We start from the raw sequence: 18,222 nt of genomic DNA on the forward strand, positions 1-18,222 counted from the left end.
ATTTGAGAGTTATTTTCCAACTATTAGGCGGCTTCAAAACTGTTATACTCAACGCTGTCAGTTAGTTAGCAACTCAGCAAAATATTGCACAAATCAATTTCTGGAGGTACTTACAACATGAATATGCAGAAAATCATAAAAAAGGTAATTATAGCAGGGGTCGCAGCCACTATCGGCTTTGGTACTTTTGCAATTGAGGGAACAAATACGGCACAAGCTGCCACTACTACTTCAGTAGGCCAAAAAGTAATTAACTACGGTGAAAAATATATGGGAACTCCTTATAAGTTTGGAGCTTCCACGAGCACTACACGTAATTTTGACTGTTCTTCTTTCATGAAGCACATATTCAAGAAATACGGAGTGAATTTGCCGCGTACTTCTGTTCAACAGTCCAAAGTCGGACATGCCGTATCCAAGTCCAATTTGAAAAAAGGTGACTTAGTGTTCTTTTCAAGCGGTAGTCGTGCTACAGGACGCAACATTACCCACGTAGCAGTCTATATGGGCGGGGGTAAAATTTTACACACTTACGGTGGACCTGGCGTGACCATCTCCGATTTGAACTCCAGCAACTGGAAAAGAACATACATTAAAGCACGCCGCGTGCTATAGTATGAAACTCATTTTGAAATATGCGAGCCGGGACGAAAAGTTCCGGCTTTTTTTATATGCCTTATGCTATTCTGATACGGTTGGTGTTCTGAGTGAATAACCAATACCTCGTTCCGTACGGATCATTTTAAACTTATACCCTTTATCTACTTTAACCCTCAAATGTCTGATATAGACATCTACTACGTTCGTATCAACGATATAATCATGTTTCCAAACATCCTTCAGAATTTGCTGTCTGCTACAAACTTGGTTAAGATGTATCGCCAGATGAAGCAAAAGATCAAATTCTTTCGGAGTTAATTCCAGCTTTTGTCCCCCTCTGCTCACCATTCTGCTTGCATTGTCTATATATAAATCACCCGCTTCGATCGCCCTTTTCACATCACGTTCAATACCAAAAATCCGCAATAAATTAGCCACTCTAGCCTGAAAAACTCTAGGATAAAAGGGCAGAACGATCACATCATGTGCCCCTTGTTCAAAGCAGGAAACAATATGGTCCTCCTCATCTGATGAAGTCATTGCAAATAACGGGACATGAGGATGGTTTTGCTGCAAAATGCGAATCAAGCCTTGTGTATCCGCCTGTTCATCTTCTATGTTCAGGAGTAACAAATTCACCGGATTATGGGCTACATAAGAGCTTGCATCCGTCGTATTGCTAACATGTACCACCTGATAACCTGCCTGCTCCAATGGACGAACAATTATGGGAGACGCTTCATTTATATCCACAAGTAAAATTAACGGGCTCATCTTTTCACCCACCTGGTTTGGACATAGCATTACATATTGGATACGAACAAGTTTGTTATAAGCCATTAAAGCATATTAATATTATTGTAACAAAAAAGCAGAAAATCATTCTCCAAAGAATGGCTTTCTGCTTTTATGATTTAACCCAAATAGCGATGATACAGATTTCTTGCTTTTGCCATGTCCTTTGTCCCATGGATCAACGCTCTGCCATCTTCAAAAACAACCAAGCGATGCTCGCTTGTACTAAAGGAAACCAAAAACGGATTCTGCTCTACTTTTCCTTCTCCCAAAGAAGCAAATCTATCTGCTGTTTCTGCAAGATTCAGATGTGTCGGGTTTGCTGGTCTAATTTGGACGGTATCCCTGCCGCACAAAACATCTGTTTTTTGCCGATGAGAGGCCGACAAGTAGGGATACGTCGGTTGCTTGCCGCAAGAAGGACAATTCTCCTTTTTAACACTATCTACTGCTATCGCTACATACTCATTTTTCCACAAATCAAACGAAAGCAGCTTTCCTCTCAAATCTTCCGGATATCCGCCAAGAAGTTTGAAAGCTTCCGTAGTTTGGTTAGCCGTGACCATCTGTACAGCCTGCGGAATAATCCCGGCTGTATCACAGGTTTCACCACCTAACGGCACAGTTCCCAGCAGACAGTGAAGACAAGGCGTTTGACCCGGTAAAATGGTGTAGGTTACACCATAGCTGCCCACACATCCCCCATAAACCCAAGGAATCCGATGCTTTAGTGCCATGTCGTTCATAAGAAGTCGGGTATCGAAATTATCGGTTGCATCCATCATGAGATCTACCCCCTGGATCAACTCTTCCAGCTCTTCCACCCTAACATCCAGTACATGTGCATGTATAACCGTTTCCGAATTAATATCCTTTAATCTTCGCTGAGCAGCTACTGCTTTGGGACATCTTTGCACAGCATCACTTTCCTGAAAAAGCTGCTGGCGCTGCAAATTGCTCCATTCCACATAATCCCGGTCTACGAGACTCACTGTACCTACGCCCCCGCGAACAAGCGTTTCCGCAATACCTGTACCTAGCGCTCCGACACCTATAATTAGTACGTGGGAGGAAGCAAGCCGGCGTTGTCCTGTCGGTCCAAAGGGCGCGAATCTTTCCTGTCTGGAATAACGGTCACTTGGATGTGTTCCTCCTGCACCGGATTTGTCAGTTACCTTCATGTCTGAATCATGCCTTCTGTCGGACTGCTTGCTGAAGCGTAACGTTTTACAGGAATCATCCCCGCCTCAAAACCATACCTTCCAGCACGAACAGCCAGTTTCATGGCCTCAGCCATTTTTACTGGGTCCTTCGCTCCTGATACGGCTGTGTTCAACAAAACAGCATCTGCCCCCAACTGCATCGCCATTGCCGCGTCACCGGGTGAGCGAATACCCGCATCGACAATAACTGGAACCTCCGCCTGTTCAATAATTAGCTCTAATGAAAACGGATTGAGCAAACCATGTCCTGTACCAATCGGTGAAGCTCCAGGCATAACGGCGTGTACTCCAAGCTCTTGTAGCCTCTTTGCTAGAATCACATCGTCCGATATGTAGGGCAGCACGATAAAGCCTTCTTCTAACAGCTTTTCACTAGCCTTCAACGTTTCGAAAGGGTCAGGCAGCAGTGTCTTGCTATCCCCAATGACTTCCACCTTAATCATATCGCACAAGCCGGAGGCTTTTGCCAATTGGGCAATACGAATCGCCTCCTCTGCTGTTGTAGCCCCTGCTGTGTTGGGAAGAAGTGTATACCGGCTCAAATCCAGCATATCGAGAAAATGCTGCTTATCTCGTTCCTCCAAGTTCAATCTCCGTACAGCAAACGTCAATATTTCCGTCTCAGCAGCCTCTACGGCTTGGGATTGGATATCCAGATCAGAGAATTTTCCTGTTCCCAACAACAACCTTGAGGTAAAAGATGCTTTTCCAATGGTTAACATGATCAACCGCCTCCCACAAAATGTACAATCTCTAGGCAATCTCCATCCTTCAGTACCGCTTCATCATGATCTTCACGGGTCAATATACGCCGATTCAGCTCTACCACTACGGTTTTCACCTTTACATCAAGCTCATGTAGCAATTGATCCACATGAGTGATTCGATTAGAAAAGGTCAGGCTCTGGCCGTTAATCGTCAGCTTCATAAGCTTTCCTCCTTGAGAAGCTCAGAAGAAAATCTACTTATCCCAAGTTCAGCTGCACCAGCCCCATTAAGCATAGCTGCCATCGCACGCCCGGTAGCATCACTCAGCAGGACACCGTTGCGATAATGCCCGACGGCAGCATATACACCCTCGACTCCAGGAACAGTGCCTATAAAAGGATGACCTGATGCGGCCTGCGGACGTAAGCCCGCCCAAGTGCGTATAAAAGAAGCTTCACGGACGCGCGGCAGCCAAGCAGAGGCACGTGTCAGCAACCCCTCCAAGCCTCCTACGGTCACCTCTTCGTCATATTGATGCGGAAGGCTCGTTGCCCCAATCCAAAGCTCGTTATTTTGTTTAGGCACGAGGTAAATATCATCAGCATAAATGGTGTATTCTAACGGGTGATCCTTCAAGGAGACCGCTACCGCTTCGCCCTTGACCGGATAAAGTGGATATTCAAACCCAACTTGCGCTAGCAATTTCATGCTATCCAAGCCTCCAGCAATAATGACCTGATCGCAGGAAAAAAAGCCACTATCTGTTCGGACACCGTAAACTCGACCATCCTGTATGACCAGTTGCTCTGCCTGTGTACCAGACCATACCGTTGCCCCCAGCACCGCAGCAGCACCTGCATAAGCACGGCAAAGCTGGACAGGAGCCACTTGTGTCTCCTTTGAACGATATATTGCCCCAATCGCTTGTTCATCCAAACCTGGAATTCGTCGGGCCAATTCCCTCGCATCCCACCAGATAGGACAATCATCCTCTCGCGTTTTAGCAGCTTTCCAGCGTTTTTGGCCTTCAGTTTCCGTACGGAAAGGGGTCACAAATCCTTCTGTACGGAATTCCACCGAAATACCCGACAAACGCTCCAGATCACAGACAAGCTCAGGGAATGCGTCTCGACTTATGCGAGCAAATCGTGCCAGCTCAGAGTCGGTGAACTCTTCACTTTCCGCTGCCAGCATGCCAACTGCTGCTCCTGAGGCTCCCTCACCCGGGATCAATCGTTCCAGCATGATCGTACTTCTTCCCTCCTTGGCCACATGATAAGCAATGGCACTGCCGATGACACCTCCACCTATAACCAAGCATTCAGCGTGTCCTATCGCTCTTGCCTCTGTGTGTATCTTTGGCATTTGTCCCGTGTCTCCTCTCCATAAACCATTCTGCTTTCAGCTTGCCTCTACTCTCGTTTTCTCGCTACAGGCTGTGAACTACAAGATCTGCCATTCGCCTATATTCCATCGCAGCTGCAACAGGCGACTCAGCCTCCCATATACCAGACATCACCGCAATACCGCTTGCTCCGGCCATATAAAGCTCCGGGATATGGTGCGGTTGTATGCCGCCCAGCGCGATCACCGGAATGTTCGACAGCCTGCAAATATGTTCAAGCTGAGCTAAACCCCGCGGTACAATACCGGGCTTACAATGGGTCTCATATACGTGACCATAAAGTATATAGTCCGCTCCTGCCCGCTCGGCAGTCTGCGCCTCCTCCAAGGAATGCACAGATACTCCACAGCGTGTACCCTTTGGAAGTAGGCTTTTCACATCCGCTACAGGTAATCCATTAGCTGGTAGCTGGACGGCTCCAACCAAAGTAAGTAAAGCTACATCCACACGATCATTTACTACAATTTGTTGCAAAGGAACTCCCTGCTCCACCATGCTGCGAGTCAAAGAAAGCAATGCAGAGGCACCATTCTGTTTTAAACGTGCGTGTACATAATGAACATACGGACAAATCACAGCAGCCACTTGGGCGGCTTGTGCAAAAGTGCCCTTTTCCATCGAAATTGCGTGTAATTCGATTTTGTCTTCACCTCACATTGGACTAAAGAATCTAAGCTTAGCCAGCCACGTCTACCAGCAGTAATGAAAGGGGATTGTATGTGAATCGTCTACGGAAGCTCGAACAACTTAAAATGAACGAAACGCAAAAAAACCACTTCCCCAAGGAAGTGGTTTAACGAACGTCCAATAATCGAACGGACAATGATATCCGTATACGTGTATCGTCCCACGCACAAACAAAAATAAGATGGTGTTGCCTTGTTTGTACGGCGCTCACTTCCCTACGCTGGCATAACCCAGATCAGGTGCAAAGGGTCCGAAATCCATTTATTCCGTCTCAGCCGCATGGGCGGCTCCCCTAGTGTGACTATTTTATTGTATAAGCTAAAAATAGCTTAGCATATTTTCCTAATTCTGCAAACCCCACTTCGTGTGAAATATGCAGAACTGGATTTAACTGATTTTAGTTAACTTTACTTGACCATTCTTCCACATTCCACGTTTTGGTTACCCAATCCTCGTAAAAGTCCGGTTCGTGAGATACAAGCAATACGGTCCCTTTGTATTCCTTCAAGGCACGTTTCAGCTCATCCTTTGCTTTAACATCCAAGTGGTTGGTAGGCTCATCGAACAATACCCAGTTGCTTTCACGCATTAACAGTTTGCAAAGACGGACTTTAGCCTGTTCTCCACCACTAAGCGCTGATAGTGGACGCGTGATATGCTCATTTTTCAAACCGCAACGCGCCAAATGCGCTCGTACTTCATGCTGATTCAAATGCGGAAATTCATTCCACACATCGTCAATCGGTGTAATTTTCTCCGCCTTTACTTCCTGCTCAAAATAAGCGGGCTGCAAAAAATCACCTTGATAGGTTTTTCCACTGATTGGCGGAATTTTTCCCAATATGGTTTTGAGCAATGTCGATTTACCGACACCATTGTAGCCGACAATTGCAATCTTTTCGCCACGTTCAATCGTCATGGACATTTTAGGCAAAAGGGCATGTGTATAACCAATCTCAAAATCAATACCCTCAAATACCGTCTTTCCGCTTGCACGTGCCTCTTTGAATTGAAAGGTTGGTTTTGCGGCTTCTTCAGGCTTATCAATACGTTCGATCCGATCAAGCTGCTTTTCACGGCTCTTTGCTCGGCCTGAGGTAGAAGCACGCGCTTTATTACGCTGAATAAAATCTTCCTGTTTCTTAATAAAGTCCTGTTGCTTCTCATAAGCATCAATATGCTGAGCTTTGTTCAGATCCGCCATTTCAAGAAACTTTTCATAGTTAGCTGAATAACGGGTCATCTTGGCAAATTCAAGATGGTAAATAACATTAACGACCTGATTCATAAATTCAGTATCATGTGAAATAAGAATAAAAGCATAGGGATAATCCTTCAAATAGCGCGTAAGCCATTCGATATGCTCTACATCCAAATAGTTGGTAGGCTCATCCAGCAGCAGGACATTCGGCTTTTCCAACAGCAACTTAGCAAGAAGCACCTTTGTCCGTTGCCCGCCGCTAAGTGCAGATACATCCCGATCCAGTCCTATGGCCGAGAGTCCCAGTCCATTCGCCATTTCTTCAACCTTCACATCAATGAGGTAAAAATCCCCCATATCCAATTGCTCCTGAATTTCACCCATCTGTTCCAGCAGCACTTCCAACTCTTCAGGAGAAGCATCCCCCATTTTGTCAGTAATCTGCATCATTTCCTTTTCCAATTCCAACAAAGGAAGAAAAGCGTCTTTCAATACATCACGTACCGTTTTGCCTGGTGTCAGCTTAGTGTGCTGATCCAGATAGCCGTAACGTACACGTGGAGTCCATTCCACTTTGCCCTCATCCTTAAGCAATTTTCCAGTGAGAATGTTCATCAGTGTCGATTTACCAACACCGTTAGCTCCTACCAAACCTACACGTTCCCCCGCAAGCAATCGAAAGGAAACATTTTTAAATAATGCGCGGTCCCCAAAGTTGTGGGATACATTTTCTACAGTCAATAAACTCATAAGCTGTTTTTGGCTCCTTATTGTCATCGGCGCTGCCGACTGTTCTTATTTCATATGCATTTCGTTTCTTTCAAAGCTATATTGTAGCACATTCTGCAACCATATCGGAATATTGAAAACAGCGAATTTTAAGGTTTTTGGTATGGATCTGCCTAAAAAAAGAAAAACCACCCATGAGGGTGATTATTTTAAGCCATTATAGCATTTGTACTCAAAGTAACCCGCAGCTGCTGCAGATTTTTCATCCGTAAAACGTTCACTCGCTTTAAAGGTAGCTGGACATGAATCTCTATAAAAATATTTCATCCCAGTATCTGGTTCTATGCCACCGATAATGTCTTGCTTTCTGACGACTCTCCCACCACCAAATCCATAGTTATTGTAATACCTGTCTCCGACCGGAATGCCTTGGATAAACGCGATCAGACCCACATCATCTACCGTGTTGTACCACTCCTCTTGCGGAATGATCGGTAGCGTGAACGAATAAGTTATGCCGTTACGTGCTGCTTTTTCGTTATGGACATTAATAATTCGCGCCAGCTCCTCTTGAACGTTGCGAACAATGGTGGAACGACGTATTTGCTCAAAAGTTTCTGAATTATTCAGTAAAGCTATAGGGGTCTGATCCTGAAGTTCCTTTTGAAAGCCCTCCACCCACCTGTGATTCCGCGCATCGTATGCGTGCACATAATTATCCAAGGTGAACCCCACACTGTTGCCTACTGAATCAACATAGGCATATGGCTTTTTTTCGCTCCATTTGTGGCCAATAGCAGCTTGTCCATGCTCGTCTGTATAGGCTTCTGAAGTGAACGCATAATAACCGTCATAATCCAGAATTACAATGACTGGTATGTAATCCAATAATGCACGTTGTGCTGCTATATCCTCATCAATGCCTATATTAAGAAAAAGGGTGTGCAGGAACGTGTTCAGCGCTGCTTCTTTATCTACACGAAAAAACTTATCCGATCCGTAACCGGCCTCGCGTTCCTGACGTTCATTCTGTGAGAGCACAACCCCTGCATCCTGAACTGCGGTACGGAGAGCCGACGTATATTTCATTTCTAGCTGCTGCACTTCACGCTGATTCTGCACCCGTAAGTCACTAACTACACCAAAGGGCAAAAACAAAAGTATAAATATGACTGCAAAATCAGTAATCTTCATTCAGAACCATGCCCCCGTAAGAAGCTGTAACTGCCGGCTTGCCGCTATTTGCCCCACCGATAAGCCATGATTTGTACAAGTCCGCAGGAGTCCGATTCGTATTATGTAACCGGACCGTAAAATAATCCCCGGCCATCAAGGTATACCGACGTGTCTGATCTGATTTTGGCTGCTGATTGTCAGGAAACAGTACAGGTAAGATTTGCGGATTATAGTACCCATCATATACAGTTTCATAATTGCCCAGAAAACTGTCTGGCTTCGCGGCATCTGCATAGTCCGGTACATACTTTTTGTGCATATGCTCCAAGTCAACTTCGTACGTATTGCCTGTCAATTCCAGATCACGCATAAAATCGTTATACATCGTCGGTGTAATGTAACCTTTGGTTCTTACCATATCAACAAAACGTACAGTTGAATGATATGTATTTAACCCGGATATATCATCCTGCCGTTCAGCAGCTTGAGCTGCGGGTACGATGTACAAAAGCAATACAGCGATCAGCACCCCCAACAACTTGGATATTGTTTGAACCACTTCATTCCTCCCCCAATTTCTCAAAACGTACAGATGTTATGTCCCCATTCCCATTACGCTGTGGGTATATGGAATATAAAAAAGAAGCATCCAAGGTCGATACATCAGGCTCAAACGGTTCAGAATACGCATCGTACTCTGAACCGTCGACATGAATCGAAATCCCCTCCTGTAAGTTCATGCGAATTGCCTGCATTACCTGAGTTCCTTTTATCCGTTCCGGCAACCCCACCCCAGCAGTACGGGCTATTCGCCCTTCAGAATGCTCCTCCTGCTGTGATCTTAATTCCAGTGCACCATCCAGCTGGCTGGACAAGTCTGCTACCGTTACACATGCGGTTATGAACAGAATAACTGACACACCAAGCCGCAGCATGCTTGAAGCGTGATCAGACATACTCTCACCCCCCTTATGATTATTATCTTTACTGTAGTGCTTAGGACTGGGTAAACAACAACCCACGGACAACGTTCGATTTGTCCTTGACGATTTCAGCCTTGAATTTTCCACTTGGATTTACGTATTCATTCTCTTTCTCATTAAGCGTATTCGTGATTTTCCCAGTCTTATCACTGCCGCCATTCACGGCGCCATACTGTTCACTGTCTGGGCTAATGTTCAGAGCATTACCATACCACTGACCTGCCATATTTTTACCGGTTTTAATCTGAATGCCGAATTGGTCCTTCCCCTGAAACTTCCGCAGCGCATTGGTCACCTGGGAACCGCTAATCGTTGTGCCGTCATATACCGTAAAAGAGGCTTGAGACAATTCGGTCTGGATATCAGCAAAATTGTTTTGTGCCGTTTTAGTCGCCTCCTGGGCTGAAATAAACAGTATAACTACAATTGTAATTAGAGCGATGGTCAAAAATATCCCAGCAGCTACCTTTAAAGCTGTTGATGCGTTATTCATTATTTTTCTCTCCTCAGCTTGTTATTTTGTATTAGTCATAATAGAACTTTCTTACTGAATTTTTTGTATTTGCTCATAATAGTTATCCATTTGAACAAAGCTCATGCCGATCAACGGAATCACCAAATATAAAAAGATAAGACCATACATCGGGGCAAAACCAATCATCCTTCCCCAGATAGCCTTGCTGTCTATTATTTTTTCATACTCCTGTTTTCTTTGTTCGAAATAGTAGGACATATGGGATTCCAGATCATCGAAGGCCTCTCGAATCGTAATTTTACCCAAAGCCAAATGGAGCTTGTCCACTAGACGTTGAAATTCCGGCAAAGGTGCCTCTTCTTTTAGCAAGTCGAGAGCTGCCTCTGGCCCGTGTTCATAATGAAGCAAACATTTTTGCAGAGGTCTTTTGAATATAACTGAAAATCTGTTCAGCCACTCCAATATTTCCTCGACAGACATTCGTTCCATAACCCGTAAAATGGAAATAACTGTTTTAAATTGATACACCTCATGCCTCATATCCAACCGACGCATTTTTCGTTGCAAATATAATAAAAGCATAGGCATTTGATAGGCTACATACCCAACAATCAAACTAATCAGTACTTCCCACCACTTGATGTATTCATCATTCCAATCTTTCAGCTTTTGGAGGATACGCCGAGTATTTGTGGATAGCTGTTCAGGAGTAGCAGTTCCATTAGCATTACGCTCTAAAACAACGTACGTTTGTTCGTATGTGCTGTTCGCCCTCATGTTCAGCGAATGCATGATTTTGCGATCAATCTCACTCTGCTTCAAAGCTTCTTTTTGCTCCACCGGACTTAAACGTCCAAACATTTGACCTGATTGTACTGGGGCGTGAAGGATATGCGTTTTCTCAGCTTCATGTAAAAAAAATATCGTACTGATACTGAGCACCACTCCCACGATAAAAAGAGCCATTCTGCGTATGTAGAGCCACTCCAGCTTAACCTCCGCACCACTTTCCTTTAATAGACGGGTTATTTGGAAATAAGAAGACATATGCTGACGCGGAATTAAAGAATCCACCACATTACGAATGACGGGAAAACGGTATAGCTTCTGCTCCCAAACCCTCCGGCCTCTACCCGCACGATATCCTGTCTCATCGGTCTGTTGCAGTTTTTGTAACAGGAAATAAGATACGATTATCACAATATAAACGGACAATTTCGTGATATAACCCAATTTTCCCTGATAAAACTCATCCATGGATGGAAAGCTGGATCTCGCCCATGTCTCGATTGGGGTCGTAAAGAAAACAGGTGCCAGTGCGATCACGTTTAGACTTTTTAACAGATAGTCCAGTTTATTTCTTCGCAGCAACTCCAGCTGGATTTCGCGTGCGAGACTGCCGAGCCCCTTCAAATAAATGGAGCCACCCTCCTCAACCCGGTCACCAAACTCCATTACCATATATGAGATACCGGCAAAAGCTTTTAAAAATCGATTAGGAGCCGACTCATAGTATCTTTCCAATGCTTCGTGCGGATCAACATCTGTTAGCGCCTCATGGATGAGTCGTGCGTGTCTCCCAGCCTCTGCCTCCGCTAAATCGGCCGCTTCGGATATGGCTTCCTCCACCATACCGTGCTGATGGTAATAATGACGTACATTGGCGAATAATTCGATCATCTGTGCAAGTAGCCTTTTTTCCATCCGGCTAATGGCCATATCCAAAATAAGACTGTTTATTACCACTCCGCATAAAACGGCCAATATAGCAAACTCTATTCCTGGCTTCATCATGACCAGCACAACGCCACTGCAAGCAAAAGCCCCCCAGATGAACAGTGTCATCTTCATGGTCTGTAGGCGAAGCTTGTACTCATCGTAGGCATGCTGACCAGCTAGTCGCTTACGTACACTTGTGATGTATCCAGATAAGAAAGGGACCTTCATACACAGCGTGTACAACTTATGCAGTAAAGCTTGCAGCTCACGTTGAAGTACCGCTTTTCCTTTGCGCCCTTCCTGAACAGAATGAATTCGTCCTCTGCGAACTGCATGACTACTGCGCTTACGCAACCCCCACAAAACTATATATAGAAGCGCAAAGCCCCCACCTGATATTAGTAAAATCCATAATAAAATTTCTTTAAGACTCATAGTCTTCCTCCCAATAGCGGGTCAAAAAACTGCGGAAATCTCTGGCATCCTTTACATTCATCTGCTCACACATTTCTTTTGCACTTTTGGCAGTTAGGGGCTCCATCGGTATATAGCTTCCGTTCCGATATTCCATAATGTGGCGATAACTATAGCTCGATGAAGCATTGGAACCTGCATCCGTATGATCCGGGTCACGCGGCACGCATTCTGTGATCCGTTCGATGTAGCGTCGCCCTTCCGCATCACGTTTGAGATGCACATCAAAGTTAATGACATGAACTACCTGTTCCTCAGCGATGCCTTCATGCTGAAATACTCCTGTTTTGAGCAATGAATTACGAAGTGAAAACACGAGATCACGAAATGTTTTGGCATGATGAGTAAAAATGGTGAACAGACTGGCAACCTGCGACATTTGAATCATCCAAGCAGCTACTTCATCACTTGCTACTTCGCCTAGGATATTGACGGTTCCATCTGTTTTTTTCTGCAAGTCAAGCCCTTGTTGTCCTGAAATATGGTCCGTTTCTCGAAAGGTAAGAATGTTACGGCGACTGTAGATGCTGCGTAGATGCAGTTCAAAGGCCATTTCTTGAACACGAAGCGTATACGAAGCATAAATATGCTTGACCATCGCCATTAACAACGTCGTCTTACCTGAACCCTGCGCGCCTGTAATAGCAGTAATCCGGCTGCCTTTCATTAAATAAGAAAGTAGCTGGATTGGAAAATCAGCATTCTGTCCCTTAATTAACTGTTCCAGCGATGCGCTTTGAATATCGAATTTACGGACAAAGAAAGCCCACGATTCTGAGAAAGGAGGGCGCACCACCACTACCCGTGACCCATCCTTCATTTCGTTGACCTTATAACCATTCGCTTCGGAAAGCTGTCCCGGGTAATTGTATTTATAAATATTTTGGCACACCCTTTTAAGTTCACGCTCAGATCCGAAGGAAAGGAACGAAAGATGGATCGTTTTACCTTTATAAAAGATCCATACGCTCTCATAACCATTGGCAATAGGCGCAGATGTTTGTTCAAATACATACCCATCCGAAGGCCAGTCTGATGATGCAGGAATCCCACCTTCCGGCATACCACTGACGCCCCCACTTACACCGTCGATCCGCTGGTCACGAATATCATCAATGACGGAAAAGCCTTTGTAATGCTGATAAATCCGCTGGACAATAATATCCACTTTCTCCAAAAAGGAAAGAGGGCGGTACTCACAGTCATAGATATAACTAATATCCTCTGCGGTAACGAGATAACTTCCATCTTCTTCACCTTGCTGTGAATACCTCATTTCGGCCAAGTCATAAGTATCCAGTAAACGTGATAGTGCATCAGCGCCAAACTTCTGCTGGTATTGGTAAAATATAATTTCGAATTGATCCTGTATGCTAAACAACTCAGGTCTGGAGAATGGCATAACAGTATCGACGATTTTCTCGTTTAAGCCGTAACCGTTAATCAGAAGCTCAGTCATCAGATTTTTAACAAAACGTTTATCACCAATGCTGCCATTGGCACAGTCCTTTAACGCCCTGCGTAGTTCCGCCCTTTGATGGATACGCCGTCTATATTCCTCTTCATGCAATCCGGCATCCGCCATCTGGCTATGACTTAGTTCATGAAGTGCATTTTTGATATACTCTATTAATGTTTCGAATGTAGCATCTTCGTTCTTTTTTTCTACCCGAAGGGTTGAATGTCGCGAGTGAAGATTCCCTCGGTATTTAACAATAATCAGTACGATGCACATCAGTACTATACAGGTAAGAATCAATCCGTTGATCATTTGAGCGGACAGCATTTAAGCGCCCCTCTCCAAAGCCTTGAGCCGAAGATCGGACTCTGCCGCCTCCAGAATAGCTTTGCTGATATGCCGTATACTCTGTGCCCATCCCACGGGCATAAAAAGCTTGCGGTGCTGCTCTTTTCCACTTCGCACCTCACGCTGCACATGGCCGATCACATCCCTGCGGTTCCATGCGTCCATAAATCCGGTGCTATAAGGGACTGTATACAAAGCACCTTTGTAGCCATATCTCCTGCGAATATTCGTTTCATTCACTTGAGAATGCACATCATATTTCCCAAGTACTATCAATAAGGGTAACGATGAATAGGTAGATAACGGAGACACAGATTCAAAATAAGCGTCTAACTCTCGCATATTCTGAGTGAGTGAAAGAACGGCCAGTTTGGCTCGTGCACATGCTTCATGCTGTACAGCCCCCCACCCTGCTCCACTTCCTGCATCAATCAGCGTTAAATCATAATATTGATTCGCTGTATCCATTACTGCCCGTACAAGCCCTGGAGATAGTAACGGCGGTGCAGCTCCAAAGCTGGATGTTCCCTCAAGTACATCCAAAGTATGTTCGAGTACAGGCGTCGTATAATTACGAATATTTTCTTTAGACAGTGTCCCTCGCAGAACTAAACGTGCGGCAGCATCCCAGCCCCCTTCCTGAAGCTGTAGGGTTGGATCGTCCATACCATACTCTTGTATAGGTAATCCTGATTCAATACCGGTATATTTACGACCCAAATGAGTCAATAATAGTCTCCCTCTGTATAGATTGCCTATGGTAACTGCTATTGCTGCCGCCAAAGAGCTACTTCCACTAGCCCCCTTAATGGGGCTCCAAAACAAAATGGTACTCATGCTCTACTCCTTTCCGCACGCTTTAACGCACGACGACTCACTTTTAATTCCCAACTCATCCATTCCCCAATACAACGGCATAATTGTTTCTTATACATTCTGGATAGCGGTTTTAGTAGTAGCTGTTTTTTATGCTCATTTTCCAGTTTCAGAGCAAGCAGCCCCTCATCCCATGGCAGTACATATGGCTCTTGCTGCCAAGAAGCTGGGAAATGGTTCATGTATTCCCACAGGTACGGCTCCTCCACACCACAATCCACAGCCTGTAAAAAAAGCTTGTGAAATACAAGATCTTTAGGAAATTCAGGTTGACTGAATAAATGCTCAAGCCAATTCTGTCCGTTATGCATTAGCATGCGGCTATAATCACTGACCCAAACTCGCAGTTCTGCCCTTTTCCAAACAGAAATTGGGCAAAAATCAAGTAACTCTACATCCAAAATAACAATGTCATAAGCTTGATCAGCCGTCATACCTATATGCAGGTCTTCCCATGCTGTAAATCCAATTGCTACATCAAAACCACTAAACTGCGTAATGGGAAGTGGCTTGTCAAGCATCCCTATGCTATACCGATACCGTCCCCGCAGCGTAGCATCCACAAGCAGTACCTGTTGGCCGGAAGCTGCTAATATGCTGCTGATGTATAACAAGGTATCGCTTTTGTCACAAAGCCCGGCAAATATCCATGTTTTCATACTTCCGTTCCTTTTCTCTCATTTATTTGGCATACGGATCAGAGCTTCCGCCCTGCGTCAGAATCTTTGTTTGTTCTTGATGATCCTGCTCGTTCTCATTTTCATTTCTTGTATCATCAATTCCGCTTGCTGGGTTTTCTATAGTAGCACCCGCATGCTGAGCTGCAATTTCCTCACTCAGACTCCTTTCCACGGGTGTTGAAATCACACTGTTTGATGAATTAATTGCATTTTCAAGGGAATCCCGCAGCTGCTTGGACAGCTTTTGTTCAGCAATGTGTATCAAATTCGGGTCACTATTCATTAACGCTAATACCTGCGCATTAGGCGGATAGGTCGGGATTGCCTTGGGCTGAAATTGGGGATCGACATATGTCAGAGCATAAATGGATGCTTTATGCAGATAGGCATCAACAATCGCGCTCGAAAGCGATAATATTTCCTGCTCATTCAAAGTGACCCAGACAATCGGACCTTCCAGTCGGGAAATCTTCTTTTTGGATAATAGAATGTAATCCTGACCTGTTGGAAATTGAATGCGGATATCCACTTCGTCCCCCGACTTGAGGCTGTTGGGTAGTACCACCACCTTTAGCTCACGGTTGCGTAAATCTTTAGGTGTGGGTTCATCAGCAGTAATCATAGCCGATGTAAGCACAGATCCTTTTTTAAGCTCAATCTTGGCTGTGGTTCCGGAAACTTCACTTTTATCTGCCAGCAAATTTGATGGAGCCTGAGAACCGGGAACTTTAATTCCCTTCAAATCATGAGATGCAATCTGTTCACCTGGAGAAATGTCACGGACAACCACCCAGCCTTTTTTCGCGGTTCGTTGCTCCTGTTCATACACTTTCCATTTCAGTTCTGCCTCTACCTCAGCCTGTTTCCTGACCTCATTCATTTGATGGATATTAACCATAAGGTAGCCGACAAAGATAATGCCAACAATCCCAGCGCCAATGCATCCGGCGTATAGTTTTTGTTTACTGCTTTTTCTTAGCTTGGACACACAACTTCTCCCCTGCCTCTTTTTGATATATACCTTCTATTTAGCGCCGTCGCTTAAGGAATGCAAAGCGTCTTCTCCGGGTATCTGGAATGACTCCGCGAAACAGCTCGTCCAGTATCTGATCCATCTCATCATCCCGTTCGAAGGGATCTGAGTGAAACGGTAGAGCAAATACTTTATCGTGATCCAGCTCCTTACGAAGCCTGCGGACCGCCTCCGAGGTTGCCAATGGCAAGCAGTAATTCCATTTGTGCTGTGGGTGGCGCTGAAGAGATCGGGCTAGCCCTGCTATATCCTGAACTCTCCATTCGGCCCCTGAACCAACGACAAGCGGATAATCAGCTCTCAAGAATTCTTCCAGTCGTTCATTGTCCTGCCCACTCCCCAGATCCAGTACGATAAATCTATAGGAACCACCCAACAAAGAAATGACATCCGCACGGGATGTTTGTCGCCAGTAATGTACTCCATCAACTTCAAAACGCCGACTTGAACTCGATTGTCCAACGGATGTGCCTTCTACGACTTCTTGAAGTCGGGCAAATGCTTTGGCTGAGCTGTGCAGCTCAACCAAAGCTACGGAGCGGGACCTTCGAGCCAGATAGTGGCTCACCGCAATTGCTGTATGCGTAGCACCGGAGCCGGCAGATACACCCAGTACAGCCACTACCCTTGTACCTGCATAATCCATAGAGGCATCGTTAACGGATATTCCTTGTTGAGCAGGCTGAAAATCAGCACTGTGCCGCAGTTCTCCAATGACCTCCCCGGCAGATTGAAATCGTTCCTCAGGATGCTGACGCAACAGTTTTCGAATCACTGGGATCAAATGGCGGGGCAATTCTCCGCGTATATACCCTTCTACTCCCGCAGTCCACTCGCTATATTTGCCTCCTGTACAGAGATACAATAGCAGCGCTCCCAAACTGTATAAGTCTGAACGAGCATCCGTCTGACCAGCTCCATATTGCTCCGGAGCAGCGAAGCCCACTGTGCCCAGCTTTACCGTATCTTGATCCAGTTCAGCCTTATAGCTCCTCGCTATTCCAAAATCAATCAGTATAAATTCCATTTCCGGTGTCAGCATAATATTCGTTGGTTTCAGATCCCGGTAAATGACTGGCGGTTGACGGGTATGCAAATAATCCAACACATCCAGTACCTGCAAAACAAATGGGACGATTTGCTCCTGTGGAATATAGCCTTGGTAGCCCTTCATGTATGCTTCCAGCGTAATTCCTTCGATGTAATCCATGACCAGGTATACCGCACCAGATGGGGGATGCTCAAAAAAATCAACAATTCTCGGTAAACGTGGATGACTTAGCGAAATCAGCATCTCTGCCTCCGTGCGTACAAGCTTCATCACTTGTGGCCCGGCAACCGATTCCTTCACCGCCCATTGCTTGCCTGGCAGTTTTAAATCCTCTGCCATGAACACGCGGCTCATTCCTCCCGAACCCAATGTGCGAACAATGCGGTAACGCTCACCGACAATTGATCCGAATTCCAACTGTGTTGGTTGCTTCATTTTCTCCTACCTCCTTTCTTAAGCAGACAACGCAAAAAGGGAAAGCTACCGCAAAATCAAATTTCCATGTCGCCATGAAAATCGTTTTCGCGGGATGCTTTCCCTTGATTTAAACGTGATTATTATTTTTTAAGGAACAATTTGGATTTATTATATAGCACACCT

Annotated in this window: 18 protein-coding genes and 1 riboswitch; of the genes, 1 reads left to right on the top strand and 17 read right to left on the bottom strand. The window is 45.1% G+C overall.

Going from position 1 to position 18,222, the window contains the following annotated elements; genetic code table 11:
- Positions 1-117 precede the first annotated feature (117 nt).
- The gene (locus tag KAI36_RS14360) at positions 118-615 is read left to right on the top strand and encodes a C40 family peptidase (RefSeq protein WP_025724146.1); all 498 of its coding nucleotides are present in this window, start codon (positions 118-120) and stop codon (positions 613-615) included.
- A 66-nt stretch (positions 616-681) separates the two neighbouring features.
- Here the strand turns inward: KAI36_RS14360 and KAI36_RS14365 are convergent, their stop codons facing one another.
- The 17 genes from KAI36_RS14365 to KAI36_RS14445 form a co-directional block, all read right to left on the bottom strand.
- The gene (locus KAI36_RS14365; RefSeq protein ID WP_220025225.1) at positions 682-1,374 is read right to left on the bottom strand and encodes a response regulator transcription factor; all 693 of its coding nucleotides are present in this window, start codon (positions 1,372-1,374) and stop codon (positions 682-684) included.
- Positions 1,375-1,514: 140 nt separating this feature from the next.
- Positions 1,515-2,576 (bottom strand): ThiF family adenylyltransferase, encoded by a 1,062-nt coding sequence (locus tag KAI36_RS14370; RefSeq protein WP_220025226.1) that lies wholly within the window; start codon positions 2,574-2,576, stop codon positions 1,515-1,517.
- Positions 2,573-3,340: a thiazole synthase gene (locus KAI36_RS14375; RefSeq protein ID WP_220025227.1), complete on the bottom strand. Its 768-nt coding sequence runs from the start codon at positions 3,338-3,340 to the stop codon at positions 2,573-2,575. The genes KAI36_RS14370 and KAI36_RS14375 overlap by 4 nt, the downstream gene beginning before the upstream one ends.
- A 2-nt stretch (positions 3,341-3,342) precedes the next feature.
- Complete coding sequence (thiS, locus tag KAI36_RS14380; protein WP_013310519.1) at positions 3,343-3,546, bottom strand: sulfur carrier protein ThiS; 204 nt, start codon at positions 3,544-3,546, stop codon at positions 3,343-3,345.
- Entirely contained in the window at positions 3,543-4,691 is a 1,149-nt protein-coding gene (gene thiO / locus KAI36_RS14385; RefSeq protein WP_220025228.1) for a glycine oxidase ThiO, read from the bottom strand. Before thiO ends, thiS begins: the two co-directional genes overlap by 4 nt.
- Before the next feature lie 64 nt (positions 4,692-4,755).
- A complete protein-coding gene (locus KAI36_RS14390) occupies positions 4,756-5,349 on the bottom strand; it encodes a thiamine phosphate synthase (RefSeq protein WP_220025229.1) in 594 nt (197 codons plus the stop codon).
- 264 nt (positions 5,350-5,613) lie between these two features.
- Positions 5,614-5,722: riboswitch (TPP riboswitch) on the bottom strand.
- Positions 5,723-5,815: 93 nt separating this feature from the next.
- Complete coding sequence (locus KAI36_RS14395; protein ID WP_023988981.1) at positions 5,816-7,369, bottom strand: ABC-F family ATP-binding cassette domain-containing protein; 1,554 nt, start codon at positions 7,367-7,369, stop codon at positions 5,816-5,818.
- A 183-nt stretch (positions 7,370-7,552) separates the two neighbouring features.
- Positions 7,553-8,542, bottom strand: a complete 990-nt coding sequence (locus tag KAI36_RS14400; RefSeq protein ID WP_220025230.1) for a hypothetical protein — start codon at positions 8,540-8,542, stop codon at positions 7,553-7,555.
- Positions 8,529-9,083, bottom strand: coding sequence for a hypothetical protein (locus tag KAI36_RS14405; RefSeq protein ID WP_220025231.1), 555 nt, complete (start codon positions 9,081-9,083; stop codon positions 8,529-8,531). The genes KAI36_RS14400 and KAI36_RS14405 overlap by 14 nt, the downstream gene beginning before the upstream one ends.
- A gap of 1 nt (position 9,084) precedes the next feature.
- The gene (locus KAI36_RS14410; RefSeq protein WP_220025232.1) at positions 9,085-9,480 is read right to left on the bottom strand and encodes a hypothetical protein; all 396 of its coding nucleotides are present in this window, start codon (positions 9,478-9,480) and stop codon (positions 9,085-9,087) included.
- A 40-nt stretch (positions 9,481-9,520) separates the two neighbouring features.
- Positions 9,521-10,000, bottom strand: a complete 480-nt coding sequence (locus KAI36_RS14415; protein WP_023988985.1) for a hypothetical protein — start codon at positions 9,998-10,000, stop codon at positions 9,521-9,523.
- A 51-nt stretch (positions 10,001-10,051) separates the two neighbouring features.
- Positions 10,052-12,136: a hypothetical protein gene (locus KAI36_RS14420; RefSeq protein ID WP_220025233.1), complete on the bottom strand. Its 2,085-nt coding sequence runs from the start codon at positions 12,134-12,136 to the stop codon at positions 10,052-10,054.
- Positions 12,126-13,961, bottom strand: a complete 1,836-nt coding sequence (locus KAI36_RS14425) for an ATPase, T2SS/T4P/T4SS family (protein WP_220025234.1) — start codon at positions 13,959-13,961, stop codon at positions 12,126-12,128. The genes KAI36_RS14420 and KAI36_RS14425 overlap by 11 nt, the downstream gene beginning before the upstream one ends.
- Complete coding sequence (locus tag KAI36_RS14430; RefSeq protein ID WP_220025235.1) at positions 13,962-14,819, bottom strand: hypothetical protein; 858 nt, start codon at positions 14,817-14,819, stop codon at positions 13,962-13,964.
- Positions 14,816-15,517, bottom strand: coding sequence for a hypothetical protein (locus KAI36_RS14435; RefSeq protein WP_220025236.1), 702 nt, complete (start codon positions 15,515-15,517; stop codon positions 14,816-14,818). Before KAI36_RS14435 ends, KAI36_RS14430 begins: the two co-directional genes overlap by 4 nt.
- Positions 15,518-15,539: 22 nt before the next feature.
- Entirely contained in the window at positions 15,540-16,526 is a 987-nt protein-coding gene (locus KAI36_RS14440) for an SAF domain-containing protein (RefSeq protein WP_220025237.1), read from the bottom strand.
- A gap of 40 nt (positions 16,527-16,566) precedes the next feature.
- Positions 16,567-18,057, bottom strand: coding sequence for a serine/threonine-protein kinase (locus tag KAI36_RS14445; protein ID WP_220025238.1), 1,491 nt, complete (start codon positions 18,055-18,057; stop codon positions 16,567-16,569).
- Between the last annotated feature and the right edge of the window lie 165 nt (positions 18,058-18,222).

This window comes from Paenibacillus sp. S02 (assembly GCF_019454065.1).
Classification (GTDB): domain Bacteria; phylum Bacillota; class Bacilli; order Paenibacillales; family Paenibacillaceae; genus Paenibacillus; species Paenibacillus polymyxa_B.

Excerpts from the sequence above, each read along its gene's own strand:
- KAI36_RS14360 (WP_025724146.1), top strand. The coding sequence starts at position 118 with ATGAATATGCAGAAAATCATAAAAAAGGTAATTATAGCAGGGGTCGCA.
- KAI36_RS14365 (WP_220025225.1), bottom strand. The coding sequence starts at position 1,374 with ATGAGCCCGTTAATTTTACTTGTGGATATAAATGAAGCGTCTCCCATA.
- KAI36_RS14370 (WP_220025226.1), bottom strand. The coding sequence starts at position 2,576 with ATGAAGGTAACTGACAAATCCGGTGCAGGAGGAACACATCCAAGTGAC.
- KAI36_RS14375 (WP_220025227.1), bottom strand. The coding sequence starts at position 3,340 with ATGTTAACCATTGGAAAAGCATCTTTTACCTCAAGGTTGTTGTTGGGA.
- thiS (WP_013310519.1), bottom strand. The coding sequence starts at position 3,546 with ATGAAGCTGACGATTAACGGCCAGAGCCTGACCTTTTCTAATCGAATC.
- thiO (WP_220025228.1), bottom strand. The coding sequence starts at position 4,691 with ATGCCAAAGATACACACAGAGGCAAGAGCGATAGGACACGCTGAATGC.
- KAI36_RS14390 (WP_220025229.1), bottom strand. The coding sequence starts at position 5,349 with ATGGAAAAGGGCACTTTTGCACAAGCCGCCCAAGTGGCTGCTGTGATT.
- KAI36_RS14395 (WP_023988981.1), bottom strand. The coding sequence starts at position 7,369 with ATGAGTTTATTGACTGTAGAAAATGTATCCCACAACTTTGGGGACCGC.
- KAI36_RS14400 (WP_220025230.1), bottom strand. The coding sequence starts at position 8,542 with ATGAAGATTACTGATTTTGCAGTCATATTTATACTTTTGTTTTTGCCC.
- KAI36_RS14410 (WP_220025232.1), bottom strand. The coding sequence starts at position 9,480 with ATGTCTGATCACGCTTCAAGCATGCTGCGGCTTGGTGTGTCAGTTATT.
- KAI36_RS14415 (WP_023988985.1), bottom strand. The coding sequence starts at position 10,000 with ATGAATAACGCATCAACAGCTTTAAAGGTAGCTGCTGGGATATTTTTG.
- KAI36_RS14420 (WP_220025233.1), bottom strand. The coding sequence starts at position 12,136 with ATGAGTCTTAAAGAAATTTTATTATGGATTTTACTAATATCAGGTGGG.
- KAI36_RS14425 (WP_220025234.1), bottom strand. The coding sequence starts at position 13,961 with ATGCTGTCCGCTCAAATGATCAACGGATTGATTCTTACCTGTATAGTA.
- KAI36_RS14430 (WP_220025235.1), bottom strand. The coding sequence starts at position 14,819 with ATGAGTACCATTTTGTTTTGGAGCCCCATTAAGGGGGCTAGTGGAAGT.
- KAI36_RS14435 (WP_220025236.1), bottom strand. The coding sequence starts at position 15,517 with ATGAAAACATGGATATTTGCCGGGCTTTGTGACAAAAGCGATACCTTG.
- KAI36_RS14445 (WP_220025238.1), bottom strand. The coding sequence starts at position 18,057 with ATGAAGCAACCAACACAGTTGGAATTCGGATCAATTGTCGGTGAGCGT.